The organism is Flavihumibacter sp. UBA7668, from assembly GCF_002483205.1.
In the GTDB taxonomy this organism is placed as follows: domain Bacteria; phylum Bacteroidota; class Bacteroidia; order Chitinophagales; family Chitinophagaceae; genus Flavihumibacter.
In genome coordinates this window covers 550,993-569,153 of record NZ_DLHM01000004.1, presented here as the reverse complement: position 1 = coordinate 569,153, position 18,161 = coordinate 550,993, and the positions used below count along the sequence as shown (strand labels likewise).

General features: G+C 41.4%; 3 protein-coding genes. All 3 read right to left on the bottom strand.

Features of this window, described 5'->3' with window-relative positions; translation table 11 throughout:
- Positions 1-12: 12 nt before the first annotated feature.
- From B2746_RS10490 to B2746_RS10480, 3 genes are read right to left on the bottom strand one after another with little or no spacing between them, the layout of a single operon-like run.
- Positions 13-9,843, bottom strand: coding sequence for an RHS repeat-associated core domain-containing protein (locus B2746_RS10490; protein ID WP_290793195.1), 9,831 nt, complete (start codon positions 9,841-9,843; stop codon positions 13-15).
- Positions 9,844-9,854: 11 nt separating this feature from the next.
- Positions 9,855-10,598, bottom strand: coding sequence for a hypothetical protein (locus tag B2746_RS10485; protein WP_290793192.1), 744 nt, complete (start codon positions 10,596-10,598; stop codon positions 9,855-9,857).
- A 4-nt stretch (positions 10,599-10,602) separates the two neighbouring features.
- The gene (locus tag B2746_RS10480; RefSeq protein WP_290793190.1) at positions 10,603-18,159 is read right to left on the bottom strand and encodes a PA14 domain-containing protein; all 7,557 of its coding nucleotides are present in this window, start codon (positions 18,157-18,159) and stop codon (positions 10,603-10,605) included.
- Positions 18,160-18,161: the final 2 nt, after the last annotated feature.

The following is an 18,161-nucleotide window of genomic DNA, read 5'->3' as shown; positions in this document are numbered from 1 at the left end:
TCATATTATACTTTATTGATTTGTTGTTTTATTTTCCTTATCATTAGACGCAGGTGTTGCTGACTGCGAACTTCCATTAGTTCCGGAATTATTTGCATTGCCATTATTAGTTGATCCAATAATTTTAATATCTTTTATTCGCCCCGTGAAATCAGTTCCGCTTATTGCTCCAATCTGAGCAGCCTTATTCGCTCCTCCAACGAACTTAATACTTGCTACTTCGCCGTTAATCATCATGTTGAAAAAATCTTTCTGATTCAAAGTTAATGACTGGGATACATTTTGCTTAGTTATTCCCGTAATTGAAAACTTCGCCTCAACTAGATCCAATGTCCCATCCCTCCTTACTCCAACATTGTCAATCCTTACGCGAACTGTTATACCATTAGATCCTTCGACAGCAAAAGTTACCTGTCGAACAACATTGCGATAATCCGGATTCTTGAGCATAGACTGATACACTTCTCTTTCGAAAACGTTTCCATTCGCTTGATTTCTAGAAATCAATACAGATCCATTGCCCCCGAAAGTATATTGAGCTGATGTAACGGCATTGTCAACATAACGCCCTAAGGCTTCACGATATCTCACCATTCTTTCTCGAATCCCCAACCTCACTTCCCTCTGCATTAATTCCCTCTCCTCACGCAACCTTTGAAGCCTAGTGCCCTCTCTTATCCTTAACGCAGTATTGGTGGCAGCCTCCTCTACTGGATGTACCAATCGAATACCTCTTCCGGTTCCACTAGCTCCCGGCCTTAGCGGAGGTTGACGTTCCGCTCCATCTAAATCAATAAAATTGATTGGATCATTTTCAGCAAACGCATACGTACTGTTCCAAGGATAGTCCTTTGTCAGCGGATCCACACTTAAGAACTTTCCTAATCGTGGATCGTAGATTCGCATTCCATAATCCTGCTGATTCCCTGTTCCTTTTACTTCGTCGTCATTTTCTTTACCGTTAAACCCATAACGATACAACCCGGCTGTACTTGCACCGCCAATATTTCCGGTACCGGCATAGGATTCATCGGCGATATAGGCTTCGAATTCGTCGGTTGTTCCGCTTTCAAATTCGCCTACGAGTTCGATGCTGCCGGAAGCTACATATTCCACCGGCTCGGAACCGGAACGGGTATTGAGAACAAGATCCACCGGCACCTGGTAACCGTTTACTTCTGTTGTTTCCGTAAACTCGCCGCCTGCTATGTTCAGCCCCTGGCCAAACTGTCGACCCGGCATCAACATCCCGAAAGGATAATAATCGCTTGCCGTAACCACATCCGCTTCGTAATAGTCGATATCAGTTCCATTGGTACTGAAGCCGACCTTCCGATCACTGATGGTAGCCAGCACATTGCCCAAATGGTTGCTTAATTCAAAGAACTTCTGTCCGCGGTAGCTGCTGAACACCGATGGTGCCGCATAATTTTCTTTCACATCCACCCGACGATTAAAGATACCAATTCGGCTACTTCCATACAAATGGACTTCCTTCTGATACAGACTCGATGGCAATTCCGATCCCGTACCATTGGTTTCATAGGTACTCATCACATTGCCCGATGCATCCCGTACATACCAGGTATACCCAACCGCACCGGAAGGTTTCGCAATCGATTTGCCGATCCGGTTTCCACCGGCATCATACCGATAGCGGATCACCGTACCATCGCGCTTATTGATCTGGTGAATTTTCCCGTAAACCGTCCAGCTGATCTGACTGATGCCTTCAGCAGAATCGCGCACCAGATTTCCAATAGCATCATAAGAATAGTTATTCACCGGCTGGTCATCGATGTCTTCAATATATTCTGCACTGTTTACATTATCACGCACCCGCAACAACTGGTTATTGATCAGACGGCCATTGAGATCCCGATTGTATTCGTAATTCAGACTGTCCATCGCCAGTTTATCATCCGTACCATATCGCTGGTAGCGTAGGATATTTCCATTGCCATCATACGCAATCCGTTCGCGATAGCCCTGCATTACCTGCATGGCCGACCAGCTGTTGGTGGCCTGATCCAAACCGGTATAGCGATCCATGGCAGTAATGCGGTTCAACTGATCGTAGCGGTAGTTATAAACAACCGGACTGTTCAGCTTCCCGATATTCACCACCATACTGCTGATATTTCCATTGTACAACGGACGGTGATCCTGGTTCAGATAGGCAGAGAAGCCAGGGAAATAAGTGGTGGCTGTGCCAATTGGTGTATAATCGCCCTGGTAATAGTGCAGGCTGAATGCGAATGCATCTCTTGCCACATATTTATGGCGACCGGTTGCGGCACCATCTCCCCCCATATCAAACTGACCATTAAATAAACTGTTTCCATTCACCCCTTTTAACCAACCCTGTAGTGTATAGGCATAATCCAGTCCCTGTACCTGCTGATCACCCAATTCCATCCGGGCCAGCGGACCATGTTTATAATACTGATAGCGGGCATCTTTCGACCAAACCCAATAATCCGGACTGGTTTCCACTTCAATCAACCGGTTATCGGCATCGTATTGATAGCGATGGAAGAACTGATCCACCTGACCGCTGTTGTAGGCCACTTCATTTACCTTACCACTGATCAGGTCATACTGGTAAACGATTTTTTTCCAACGGTTGCCGTTACTGTTCATCACATTAACAGTTGCCGGATCGTTGCTGCCATAGTCCTGCAGGAGCGTATCCACATTGCCATGGATATCATAACTATAAAAACTGGCGGCATTAAAATTAGCCGGATTATTTCCTTCTGTGATGGTTACATAAGAAACCCGGTTCCGAAGATTGCGTTGCACCAGTTCTTCTTCGATGGCACCATTTGCATAAGGAAGATCATAGACGGTGGTGGTTATCTGTCCGCGATTGGCGGCATTGGATCCAAACCAGCTCAAGAGACTGGTCTGGTTACGGGTCAGGGACTGATTAACGGTTGTACCGATACCATTGCTCAACTCTCCCACTTCATTGATTCTGCCGAGGAAATCATATTTGGTATAACTGTATTTTTTATCAGCTGCTGCAACCGGACCAGCCTGCAGTGCATTTTGCGAAACCACGAGTCGACCCAGGCGATCGTACCAAAAAGAGCTGATGCCTGCATCCGGGGTGAGTTGTGCTACAACCTGATTAAGCGTATTGTATCTGTACCGGGTTGGTAATCCATGAACAGGCGTTAATACCGTTCCGGCAGTACGGGCAAGATTTACACTATCTGACCAGCTGGCTCTGTAAACAGGATCCACACCGGCTGGTGGCACGGTTTTCACGAGGTTACCGGCCTGATCATAATAGTAAAGCGTATAATGGTATTCGCGAACCTGGCGGGTAACGGTAAAGCTTTCAAACTTGTAGGCATCAAGACATTTCGCCAGATAGAGACTATCGAAATTATTCAGTAAGGAATCTTTGATAACCGTGAATCGCTCGGTAGCCTTACTTACTGCAAAGAATTCATTATCGGTACAGTTGGTAATTACTTCCGGAGGCAGGGGGCCAAATACAGGTTCCGTGCTACCGCATAAGCGCAGGGCAGCAGGAGTTGTTTTACGAATAACGCAGGCATTAGGGAAGTTACCGGTTTTAGACAGGTAGAAGGAATCCAGTTGCTGTTTGGTGAAATTCGTATTGAACCGGAAATTGAAGTATTCAGTGAAAGGATCGGTGAGAGGGAAAATATCATAGGCATATAAATCCTCCGGCGATTCGGCGAATCGTGGTTCAGAAGATAAGCCATCTGCCAATCTCCAGTCTCTTCCATTTAAAGTGTCGCGGGCCCAAGTGCTCAATGCAGTTGGATATGGACTTTGATTGGGATTATTGCCAAAAGTTCTTAAATAACCATAGGATAATATTCCTTGAGATTTAGTATTTACTCTTGCCAGTTGATTGTAAACAGAATCGATATATCCTGCAACATGGGGTTGAAAATCTGACTGCAGATGTTTAAGATTCGGAAATCCAAAATGCAGTTTGATCAGATCATGCTGTCTGCCACCCACACCACATAAAGTGAAGAAACCAAGTTTTGATTGATTCTGACTAATATTTGGAAACAGCTGATCTACTGTTCGTCCAACATACTGAGTTGAAATGGTATCTCCGTCCACATAACCGGGCAAAAGATCAAAAGCGGGCTCATACCTAATCCGTCGGATATTTTTATTATTTGAAAAATCTCCCAGGTAATTATGTAGAATTGGGCTTCTTTTATAAACAACTATTTCTAAACTAAGTATGGAAGAAATCGAAGACCAGTTATAAATTTGACTTGATCTGTTAAGCGTTGAATCTCTTGTTCCATGAAAGCCTAAGCGCAATAAATTCTGCGGAAAATACCCCCTTAGGTTAGTGGACATTGGTTCTGCCGGATATACATTCTGGTCATAAATCTGAACCACTCCCTTTTTATCTGAATGATAAACGGTAACAGTATATGGCTGAGGTGTTGCAGAGTAGTTATAAATATGTTTAACCCTATAAAAATTATGTGACTCATAATCTTGTCCAACAACATCAGTCTGCTCATACCAATGGATTGAATTCTCTTTAACTAAAATTGTTTTGGCAGATGATACTGAATTATGGGCCAGATAATAACTGGTACCATCACCAAAATCAATATAAGAACCAAGACCAAGATCGATTCTTTCCAGTGTATCTCTTACGTTTACATCAAACTGGAAAAACCGTTGTCCAACGATTCCTTTACAAGGAACCTGCTGGCCTGGATTCAGCACCAGTTCAAACTTACCGTTATTGACTGGCTTAAGAACACCTACTATTCTATTGGTTGAATCACTATTCCATATGTCTGCAAAAGATTGATTAATCTGCTCTGGTGTTCCATCAATTGTTTGACCTATCAACTGATCATTTACGTTAAACACACCTTTTGGCCCGTCAGCTGGTGTTGGATTCCCAGCAAAAGTTCGCATTTCCAACTGAACACTATTAGACCTGGGGGCATTTATTTTCTGATAATCAGTAATAACTTGTGCCAATTCAACATTTTGAATTGCTGCCGTATCTAGCGCTTCTTTAATACTATAACCACAGTTTATCAGGTATAAGGAATCAATTTTGGCAAATGTCAAAGACTGCCCAGTTAATGAATTGAAACTATTTGTAAAGTATTGATTATAGGTTAGAGGTCGATCTGAACAAATACTTCCAAACTTATACATCGCCCGATTATTATAATCAAGAAATTCCTCATTATAAATTTCGTTGCCTTGTGAATTAGATACTTTTATCCAATCAATTTCAAAAGTATCTCCTTGAAAGCTGATAAAACTTGGAAGGTTCCTTATACTGTCAGGATAACTTCTGGGCAAGGTAACTACATGCTGATTATCCAGATACAAATTGTATTCCTGATGCGTAACAGCTAATTTAATAGTTCTCCAAATCGAAAATCCATTAGTTGTATTTAATGATTTTAAGGGTGATAAGTGTACGTTATTTTCTCTAAATTGATAAAAATTAATATTTCCTGCTGCAGTCTGAGTAAATGTAATATATACATATGTTCCAATTCCAAAACTAATATCATTACCGCCAAATGTTCTGTTATTTACGGGATGTTTTACTCTAAATTCAAAAGTATACCCTTCCCTGATATCACATGGCAATTTTGTCCCCATACCAAATGTAATACCTGTAATAGCTCTAGAATAATCGAAGGTTCTATCTGGCATTTTTAATACTCCATTATTAAATAACTCCCATGGTTCCTGCTTTGGAGTTAACTCATTATTAACCCGATAACTATCGTATCCAACCTCCCATTTATACCCACGTACAATCCGTTCCTTTAATGCAAACAAGGAATCACATACAGTATCAATTGGATTTACACAATCATCCAAAAACTGAAAATATTCCCTTAGTGTTTTTGTAAATCCAAGTTTGGAATTTAAATAAGACACATACAGTTTATTTATTCTTTCCTGTTCCGGACTTACAGCCATCGAATCAGGCAGGGCTTTTATTCCGGGGAAGGTGGCTGTAAAGCTGGAATCAACCTGTTTAAACTGATCACAATCAATACAAATCTCTGCACCCCCACACTGAAATACCGGTGGTAAACTTATAGGCTTAGCAAAGAACTTACAATCCGGATCAGAAGTTGGTGAACAGGACGCCAATAAGGTTGAAATGGTTGAATCTGCTATATCCGTCTTATAAACAGTTCTTATATAAGCGCCAAAACTTGTTTGTCCGGCTGGCTGAATCAGGTACTTATTATGTAAAGTATTAATCTGCGCACACTCACAACTATCTGGTTTGCTTACCACTACTTTTTCTGTAAATCCTGAAACCTTATCATATGGCTTCGGGGTAGTTATCATATAAGGATGACAAGTCGGACTTGCAGTTAATCCTTTTGATACCAGGTATTCATTAAGCACCTCTTCAAAACTGTAATAAGGGCCGGCTGAACCTGGTTTTACTGTGCTGGATCCGTACAAATGAGTTGCATCTGAACCTTTTATACAAACTCCAACCAGTTTCAGAATTAATGCTGCTGTATCCGCTGGAGGAATCTGACAAAGTTCCAGATCCCGTAACCAACTGGCCGCATAGGCTTTACAATTGCTTTCATAAAACTCCGCTTCATTCACCTGATTTGACGCATTCATGGAATTTGCCTCGGTTGTATTTGTCGGGATATCCAGATTATTCTCTTCAAATAAAGCAGCCGCCTCACCAAAATGTGGCTGAAACTCCCGTGCAGCAAGTTCAGTACTACTCAATTCGCCTGAGCATAACTGAATTATTCGTTTACTGATCAGTTCCTTTTTTATTTCCAGGTACATCTGACGGAAATTTCGCCAGGCATTATCCAGATCTGCTTCACATAAATCAGCTGTTGAAAAAGAATTACCGATGGCAGCATAGTTAATATAACAGGCCTCTGTCTCATTAGCATCCAGACATTTTACCAGTACGGTTGCCATACCCCACAAACTGACATCCAGATTATCAGCTTCTTTATATACCAGCAGCAGCGCTTCCAGTTTTGATTTGTACTGATTGGAACTGCTATCGTATAAGACCGCCAGAGGATCCCGCTTGATCAGTCCCGGAGTACCATTAAAACGGGTATAATTCGAACCGGTCAATCCGGTTGGATTCAGGAATCCTTTTGACAACGCTTCCGCATAAGTTTCAGTTTCTTCAAATTCCTGATCCCAGATATGGCTCTCTTTTAAACGCTCATAATTCAACAGCTTACAATATTCAGGATGGAAGGGAAGCAATGCCTCCGCCCAGGATAATTCAAATTTGGCTGCAAATGCCTCAGGATTCAATTTCGACGGATTGATCATCTCCCCACTGCCATCATCAGAAACAAGGGCCGGTAAACCATCCGCATTCAAATAATTGGTGATCCGCTGGTATTTGGCAATGATCGGTGGAACAACCGGATTCAGGGTGCTATCCGAATCCCTTTCATAAAAGACATTCAAATCATCCTCATTATTATCGAGACTGGCATATTGACCCGAACTTGGCGTCATATCCATGAGCATCGCCTTTCTTTTGTCTGTCCAGCTTTCCACTTTATTACACAATGCTTTGCAGGCATCCACCTGATCCAGATAAGCCTTATAGATGGTAGGTCCATAATTGGCTGTATCAGTTGCAGGGAGACCAACCTTATCAATAAAGTTTACCCGAAAATCTTCATAGGATCCCAACGCCAGTTCACAACTGTCGCAGGAGCTGGCACAGGAAATAATCGCTGCCAATGCCGTTCTTTCTTCACTTATCATCTCCTCTACTGTTCTGCAGGTATTATTTCGAACAAACACCGTATCTCTCAGATAGTCAAGCGCACGACGATTAACAATTAATTGTTTTGTTACCTCGTAATTGCCCTCCCCAAGAAATTTGGTGAAATTGATCGCAAATCCTGCCGGGGTATTAACACAGGTTGTATCAATAGCATTTATCGAAAAATTTCGGAAAGTGGTATCAAAGGCCTTGCCCCCGAATGTTTTGTTATTCCGATCATCTGTTATGGTGATTTTCAAATCGTACAGACAATCATAACATACGGTTACCTGCTCACAATTGGCAATTTCAAGTGTTGCCGGATTCAAATTATAGGAGAAATAAAAGGAATCACTTCTGGCAACCAGCAGTGAATTTCTGGTTTCCATAACCAGGTCTTTGATTACCGTATTTTCCGGTGTGGACAATTGTTCCGTAATAAGACGTGCCCTATTGGATTCAAGGGAATCCAGTTTTACTGAATCTGCAAGTTTGCCCGCCAATGCAGTGACAATGGTTCGTCCCTGCATGTCTGTGTAACTTACGCTGTATTGTCCGTTGGCATCCCGCACCATGGTTTTGAAATAATGCGAATTGTAGCCAACTTCTGTCCCAAATAAGGCATTTAATTCTTCCTGACTGGGTGTACCATAGAAATAACGGGTTTCATGATTTTCTCCAATCCTAAACTTTTTACCCACACCACTCTGCCGCATAATGCGGCCGGTTTGATCATTAGTATATTCCACCAGTGTAAATGGATAACCCTCTGCATCAGGAATATTCCTGCCAATCAAACTGTCTTTATCCGGATTGGATGCTGAATAATAATAGGCTGCTCCGGAGCTCGAAGACATTGGGTCTGCTATTTTAGTATCCGCAGCTTCTCCTGCTTTTAAGGAATCAAAATTACTCACATCATAAGCGTTCAATCCGTTTACACCATTATTAAAATTTCTTGAATAACCAATTATTGAATTTAATGTGGGGGCTGGTAATACCTGAATTACCGGTCTGCCCTGATAATCATAAATGCTTTCCGTTACGATGGTATTTAATGTTACATTATCTTTTGTAACAGCCTGGCGCATCCGCAAACTGCCATCAAAATACTGAACCACTGATTTTCGCTTTCCTTCTTCAGCAAAACTGGTGGAAGCCTGCCAGTTTAGACTATTTTCATGCCCTTCGAAAAGCACGGAAGCGATGGCATCCTGATGCCAGTCAGCCTCTTTCCTGAAACCATCGGCCAATTCCTGCACAGCTCTGACTCTTGCAAACAGATAACCCTTCCCATCGTAAAGGAGGGGAATTGCATAGGATTCCCCAACAACTGAAACGCGGGATGCATTTCGTAAAAATATCATTCTGTGGTTGGGACTGGCAACTGTTCCATACTTCCCGGTTGCCATGGAAGCACTGTCGATAAATGTCCATTCCAAATCGTAAATAGTTGCTCCGATAACAGATGGCCATGCTGCCATTACAGAATCGGCTCCCTGTCCCACAGATTCCAATGTTAGATCTGTTACCAAATCATTGGTGCAGGAAAAATCATATTGGGGAAAAGCCTGGAGTTCATTTTCGATCAGCAGAGAATGCCAGATACTGGTATCCGGTGCAGTCTTTTCCAACACTTTCACAATAACCTGATGCGCCCCCTCAAATACGAATTGATTGGAGTATCCATATACTGAATCTTTATTGTAAACCAACTCAAGTGTTTTTTCTTCCGTAAGTATGGATCCGGAAAAAACAGTCCGTTGTATTTCCAGCTTAACACTGGCTGTAAAGTTGGCAGGCAGCACCAAAGCAGCTTCATCATCCAGTCGAAACGAAACTTTATTTCTGACAAGGTATGCCTGCGGAAGTTTTGCTTTCCGGGCAGGTGTTGTATAATTCAGGTCAACCACCGTATCAGCAGCATTTTCCTGAATTTCATACAATCGACCCAACAAAACTGATTTTCTTGTATTTTCTGCCTGCTGAGAAAACACAACGGGTGCCTGTAATAACAGGACAAAAAGGATAAGGTTATAACAGAAAGCTCTCATATGCGGAACTTTTATAAGCTTGAATGAGCAATAAATACAGTATAGGCTGCCAATCGATCAGAGGCAAGCCAACCATCCGCATTTTTTTGCAGATAATGTGTTAAACTAAACACCGGATCGCCGGAAGAACTGGATTTCCAGTTTTTAAACCGGATATCCAGCACTACCCAATCACCTGAAATTCCGGTTGCCTGAACACCTCCACTCATCAGCGACTGATTTACAATTTGTCTGGATGAGATCATCCGCCCTTTCTTATCAACCAGAAACGATAATTCTTTGTATAGTACAGGTTGGCTAAACACCACTTTATACTGTTCCAATCCATGTTCAGTTTGTTTTGTACAGATTACCTGCTGATTTCCCTTTAATAAAGAATCCAATAAGCTGACTGCATTAAAACCGGATTGCATGCTATTGGGCCGGGTCAGATAGATGAGCTGATCTTCCTCGAATACAACTACCGTTAAGGAACTATCCTGAAACACTTCCATTCCTCCAATTGAATACCAGCATTTTTTTCCCAGGTATTTGCAGCTTCCATTGGCCGAATCAATAAATTGATCCGGACTGGAGATCGCTGCAATCCGGTAGTCCATTTCATAGGAAATGGAACCTGATTCCAATGAATGGCTCACCGATTTTCTAAGCGCTGTCAGGTTTTGCTGTGTTTGAGGATCGGGTTGTACTTGTCCCTGAGCAACCCCCGGAGAGTTAAAACTGACTAAGAAGAACAGGATAACTATTATACGCATGAGCTTAGTTTTTTTGTAAGGCACTTCTGGTTTCCCTGATGGTTTGAATACCCCGTATGGTTTCTTTTTTTAATCGCACCAGTGTTCCTTCATCGTCGTATTCATAAAAAGTGGCATAATTATTTTCATCCAGTTCAGCCATCAGACGTAAGTCTTTTGCGTCATAAACGAATGATTTCATATTGGCATGATAAGGATGCATCCGTACATCATCAAAATAGACGGTTGAACTGTTTAATGCAGCCAGCTGGATAGTAAGCAGGGTTGCTCCTTCATGGATATCCACCACGGCTTCATAGCGTTGCCAGCTTTCAATGATTGATCCGGAAGGTTGAAGTGTATACGAGTTACCTCCATTATCAACCACTGAAATCTGGTTATTGGTATAGGTTCCATTGCTGCACGGAACAGATTCCTTTACCCATGCACTGATGACCATTTTTTGTCCGGCTAATGGTTTATAAGAAGGCAATAACGCACTGCTATCCGCCTGAATCTTGTCCAGAACCGAGCCAGTTGTAGTACAGGCATGTTGCAAGGTGGACACGGTAAAAGCCGGACTACTTGTTTCGCCCGAGGCAACAACCGGAACAGTGATTGCCGCTGAATTATTCGCGGCACCCAGTTTCAGGCTAAATCGACCTGAGTGCGCATACATGGTATCCAGATAAGTTTTATAACTACTAAAATCGATATGGCGGGGAACAACACAGGCGGTATCGCAATTCTGTGTGGAAAAACCATAATCTTCGAATCCATCAAACATGGATTCCTGGTACCTGGAATTATTAATTACCGCTATTGGTAAGGTTTGTTTGTATCCATACAAGCCGGCATTATACCTGCCTAATGGATCCAGGTTCTCCAATTCCAATCCTCTGTTATTGTATTTGGTAGCAACGATATTCCAAACCCATCGGTTGGTATCAGCGCTGACAACCAATTTTTCATTATTAAATTTCCAAAAGCTGTCAAAATCAGCGATGACACCATCCTGGCGGATATTGGTTTCTACAGCCGGATTGCTTTCCACCCGATCACTATAATATACATATGCCTTTTCTGAGCGCCAGTTTCCTAATAAACCAGAAATGTAGGGATTGACAGATGTATTAATTACTGCACTTGAACAAGACATGCTTGTAATGGATTCACAGGAGGTGCAGGAGTCTATGAACAATTCAACTTTATACTGAATAATCGAATCGGAAGGGGTGACAGTACATATAATTGTATCTGTTAACTCAATATTTGATGTGCTGAATATTTCTTTCGTACAAGGAATTCCAAAACTGAAATCTCTCCAACCGGCATTTCCAGACTCGATCATTTCGTATACAGGTATATATTCATCAGTATTACAATCAAAATAGGAGTATCCAAAATAATGAATTCCTACACCAGGATAGTATGTTCTGAAAGAATATGATTTACAAGTGTCATTTCCCGCACTAATGGTGTCCGCCATATTAAACTGTATCCTCCCATTTGAATTACAGTATGGATTTTTAAGTTTTGTAAAATTGTAAACCTGTTCCGCAAATACTACTTTATCAGTTTTAAATGAGGACTCATCTATCATTGGTCCTTTAAAATTCGCTTCATTTTTAGCCAAATAATCACCTTCAAAGGGTTTAACCGGATTTACTTTCGCTTGGGGTAATCCGCCAATTGTTCCTGTTACACGGATCGAAATAGCACAATCACCGATCATTGCCTTGTATTCTGGAGTAAATGGATTTGGAGTGAGTGTATAAAACAATTTCTGGGCATTATCAGCTAGCAAGGGACAATTAGAAATATTTATGCCACCTGCTCTTGCCAAAGAATCTACAGTAATATTTTGCTCTAGTGTTGTAAATAACCGGTTGGAATTAGTTAAATAACTAAAAAAGGGAACTGCACAATTACAAATACTATTTCTATATGATTCTGTTTTTGCAGAATCAGCCCCCGGAGTAGTACATGGGACCTCTAATATTTCACTCTTCATAACGTCATTCACATGCCAAACCTGATTAAACTGATTGGCAGAAGCCTGAATCATTTTTTTGTCGTTGGTAAATTGTAGTTCAACCTCGTTGGTAGAACTATTAAACACCACCGGATTTTCTTTCATTAACAGAGATCCAACAGAACCAAGCAGGTTTCTTCTTCCACTTCGAATAACTTTAATGGTTGCATTGTATCCGGTATAAGGCAGACCATTCGCATCCATCAGGTAAATCTGGGATACACCCCCATTTACAATAGCTGTATCAACCACCCATAACCGCCTGTATTCACCAAATGTTGCCGGCTGATCCTCACATACAGAAATGGTTCCTGTTTTTTCACTTCCATTTACCAACACTTCATCACCCGGGAACAACCAATCGCCTGCTGCTCCTGTTAACCCACCAATTATTTTCCCATTTCTTATTTCCAGTCCACGTAAGATGATATCTATGTTTTTATAGGCCAATCCCATTCCTTCATAGGCCCAGTGTGTAGGATAGGAAAACGTATAAACAGGATCCCTGAATGAATTATTGGTTCGGGTAAGTAATACATCTCCGGTTTCAGCATCGTATAATAAATCACGTGTGGAAACAATGCTGCCTTTATCTGATTGAATCACACTATCCAGGATTCCATACCGCTGAACTACTTTGGTAACGGCCACTGAGCGGTATTTGTTTTCTTCGCGCTGGGGCATCCCAATTACCGAAGGAATTGCAAAGATGAAAGGTGGTGGTGGTATATTAAAACCATCCACATTTAAATTGACATTGGTGCCATTGGTTACGGATAACTGTTCCCGCATATCAACCATGATCTCCACTTCTTTCCCGATTAATGCACTTGTATCAATCTTTCCGTTTGGATGGACCGCCATCACCGAATTGGATAGTCGTTTTTGCGCACCTCCTCCTTTTACTGTTCTATATATATACTTTGTATACGTTACAGGATTAACAAGATCAGATTCAGCATACGCAGCCTGGCTCTTAATTTTTCCATGCATATCGTTCAGCTCTATTTTAAAGCCTTGTGATAATCCTATAAAGTGTTTTGCATTAATTCTAAGGAAATTATTTATAGATGGGCGATAACGTTTTTTAGTATCATTATCCAATAGGCTGTGTTCCGTATAAACCGGATAATCATATGCGGTATAAAACTCTGTTTCGGTTAATCCATTGGCAGACTTTACATTCTTTTGATGCAGGCTTCTTACTCTGACACGACCATACCCTATGGTTGGTGCCGGGAATAATGATTCTCCTAATGGGGTTTCGGTATAGCCTAGTGTTACCGGTCCAAGAATGCCGGTTTTTTCGATATACTCAATGGGCATTCTGAAGGGGTTCTCTTCTCCTCCAATACCCGGCTCAAAACTCGCAACACCTGTACTTCGATTAACCAGTTTTCCTTTGATGGTATCAATTTTATTATATTCATAAACCTGACCATATACCATCGGACGTTGTTGTGTTAACTTATCCCAGTTATCATAAATCTTTATGGATTTGACCCGATGTCCGCCTCCAAATTTCCGATAGGTTGGATTTAATAATCGAACATAACTTCGATTCAACTCCACCTCACTTAGCTGGTACCTGGAACGGATATTCAATTCATACCCCAATAATGCTTCTTTAATATTCTCCCCCTGGGAAGCCAGCATATTAACGGCTTCTTTTATTCCGAGGTTACCATCATTCTCCGATCCGATAAAGGCTTTTGACGGAAGGTTCAAACGAAGAAACTGGGTTGCTGCTTTAACCAGGGGACTAAAATGACCATCTGAATTCCCTTCTTTTGAAATGCCTTTTAATTTGACCCAGAAACGGTTGGCATTGACCAGTCCATAATAATTTCCATCAGATAAATCTGCATAGCAGTTAATGTACTCAAAACCGCTGCCGAATTGATCAGAAGGCACTTTTACAGCAACCCGGAAGAATAGTTTATTTATACTCTCAAGGAAGTTATTGTAGATCTCCTTCGAATTATTTCCAGCACCGGTATAATCCACAAAAACATAGAGATGATCCCCCAATGCTGAATACAATTTATCAGTTGGACTGGCATTTGCACTTCTTGCAAATCCGGCTATCTGGAACATTCTCATTGCACGCTTATGTTGTACATAGGCATACTCATCCGCTTCATACTGGATTTTCATAGCCCCTCCGGATGGAAGAGAAATTGAATCCAATGCCCAGGCTCCGGCATTCTGGGCTGCAATCAGGCTATCCTGTATAGTATAAGGATATTCTGAATTTGGAATAATGGTGGATCCATTACTTCCCGGATTGGTAGCCGGATTTTTATACTCTCCCCAACGATCCATTGATTTGGGATGAAAGCCCGGATTAATCCCATTATAAGAAAACTTATACCGGTTTCTTTTCCCTTTTGTATTTCCCTTGTAGGTAAAATAAACCTCTTTCAAGGTCAATTTTCCTCCTGCGGAACCCTGATTAATACCAGGACATAATTCATAAGAATACTCAAAATGAACTGTCTTAATAGGAACCGCTTTCGAAGGCTGATTCAAAAACTCTGCCTTACTGTAAAGTCGGATTTCTTTCAGTCGTTTCGCTTTGCCCAGGGTGGTGCGACCTGTTGGATCAACTGAACGAATATCCGTTCTGTCTTCCAAATGAAAGGTAGCAATCATTGTTTTTGACACAACAGAATGCATATACCAGAGCTCTTTATCGCCGTAGATCATGGATCCTTTGTCATCCCGACTATCTGATTTTAAACCTTCATTATAAGTTACACTATCAATTGCAGAAGGAGCTCTCCATTGAAAGGGCTGCTGAAGTCCGGCAATTCTGGAATAATTGAACTTTATGGCGTCTCCCAGATCATCATCCGTGATACCATCACCCGTCAAATCAACATAATCCGGTGAAAGTAAGCCCGTCAAAAGGAAAGAGTGTGCATAAGCAGGTACTTCTTCCTTAGAAAAATAGGCATCACGGCCAATAGAATTTCGAACAGAAGCTGCATCCGCATTGTAATAAGACATGCCTGTTTCTGCATTGCCCCAACTTTTTTGAATCGAAAAACTGGTTTCTGTTTGCTTTAAATTATAGACTGGTATTCCGTATACATACCTCCTTCCATCTTTATTCAAAACATTTATTTCACTGATATGGGAAGATTTCCGATAGGGGTTTACACGCTTTTCCTTCACCACATTGGGATAATGCAACACTTTCTGTTCAAGATCAAAAAAAACTTCTTTGGGAATTGGAACAAACGCATTTACTGCATCCCCGGGTTTGTTCCATTTAAAACTGATTAAGGATACACTTCTGTACTCAAAATATTCAATTCTTATATCATAGAACTTCCCCTCCGTTAAATATACTGTTGTATAATTATCGGTGGCAGCATGATTCTTCCAGTCATTAATCCGGAGAGAATCATTGATCCACATACGAATTCCATCATCCGTTCTTGTTTTTATTACATATTTCCCCGTTTGTGGCGCTCTTAAACGACCAATCCATCGAATTGAAAAATTATCATTAATTTTTATAGCTGGATTTACTGGAGAATAGAATGGAGTCACATCCTTCCATTTATTATCCCATATATCACGGTAATGAGTATTGGATACACCTTCCAGGGTTTTATTGGCATACACATTTCCGGTTAATCCAATACCAACGGTGGGCTCAGTGGGAAATAAATCGGTATAACAGGCTGCAATGTTAAATGAATCCGGAACATAGGATTCAATCATTTTATGAAGTCCTGCTTCCTCCGCTTCACCGGCAGTCAGGTAGCTTATGACCTGTGTTCTTTTATCACGCTCCTTTCGCATCAAATCAGATGCCACCAATGGCTGAGTACTGGTTAATTGCCGGTTGGTGTACCTGTTTAATTTGTTGGTTGTTTGAATTAAGGAGCTGCTTGGTCCTGGTTGAAACAGACCTATAGTTACCAGGTCATCACCTCCAACTGCATTATAAAATTCCTTGTCAATAATTGATTTTTCACCCGGATTTTTAAAGTAGCTGGCTTGAAAATCAAGCGAATCACGCCGAAAATTCAGGGCTTTTTTAGCTGCATTTTCATTTTCCCAGGCACCAGTTTGGGTGATGGCCCGGTTAATATTCAAATCCACACCGGCATGTGCCAGATCTCCAAAACCTACATCCACACTGAATCGATCTGACTTATCTTTAGTACGCATAAAATGATCACGTACCCAGCCAATATCTCCTCTATAGGCACGAAACATACCACCCGTTCCTTCGCCGGAAATCGAAAACACATCAGGTGTATAAAATGGCATGGCAATATGTGGAACAGCCGGCTTTTCCCTATAAGGAATTTCCTTTTCCCGGTTAAAATCAAGTAAGGCGGAAGTATTATCATTGGCCTGATGATAATTTAGATACCCGAAAGCCGGGATTCGCCTCATGGTATCTTCAGCATCAATATATTGCCTGGACTGATAACCACTGATAAAAAAACTTGGATGAATTACTTTGAATTCTGTACCAACTTTCGCAGTGAAACTGATATTTTCACTGGTATAGGGCAGGTTTATGGTCGGTACAAATGTTGGACTTGCAAAGGAGATGCCATGGGAGTGGGTACTACTGATACTGGCATAATTATCGGATCCGTTTTTCTTTTTGTATTGCGACATCCCGGCAGACAATTGCAATACTTTAATTCCGCTTCTTGCATTATACGGAGAGGATATACTAAAGCTGGCACCATATCCAGCCTTGTCTTCATTTTCTCCCGAGGCAACTTTAACCGAAAAAGAGGGAGAAACTGTCAAACCTTCCTGGCTATTATTGGCAAATGACAAGCCACCACTTAATCCTCCCTTAGAAGCAGACCCAACTCTGATACTTGCATTTAAACCAGATTCCATTCCCCAGCCCTTGTAGGTATTTTTAAATAACCCAAGACTAAAACCGATACCAGCTCCAAAATTCCCCTGTTGCATACCCGCAAGCTCCAAATCTGCACCAAGAGTAACACCAACAGTTTTATTTTCATTAATCTTTGTTACTTTTCTGATGGAGTCAGCATCACCTGTAAAATCATCCGGCAGGCCCCGCATATTCCTTGTAATTGTACCCGGATTTACGTTCCAGCCAAGTCCAACCCAACTGGCTTCCTGTTCCATAGAAACACCGCCTTTATATCCAAGTGTCAGTGGATAGCCGCCAACATCCAATAAAGGAATTGAATAGGAAAAATCTCCGGTGAAAAGATCTACCATATTATTACCATTCACCGAACTGAAGGATTGCATTTCGGGTTGGGTTGGTCCACCTCCGAATGTGTTATTTTGTTGGTCAGTTCCTAACAGATTTCTATTGGAATCAGGAATTGACACATGAATATTATCTCTCAGATAGTTGGTATCCGTTGGTATTTCCTCATATCGTACTGCCGGTAGAGGATAATATCTGTCCCTACTATAATAATTGGCCCGGGCAACAGCAGGAATCAGAAATAATTCGCTGTAGAATATAATCAAAAACAGATAGGCTGTAAGTTTTTGGTATCTGGAAAATAATTGGAACATAT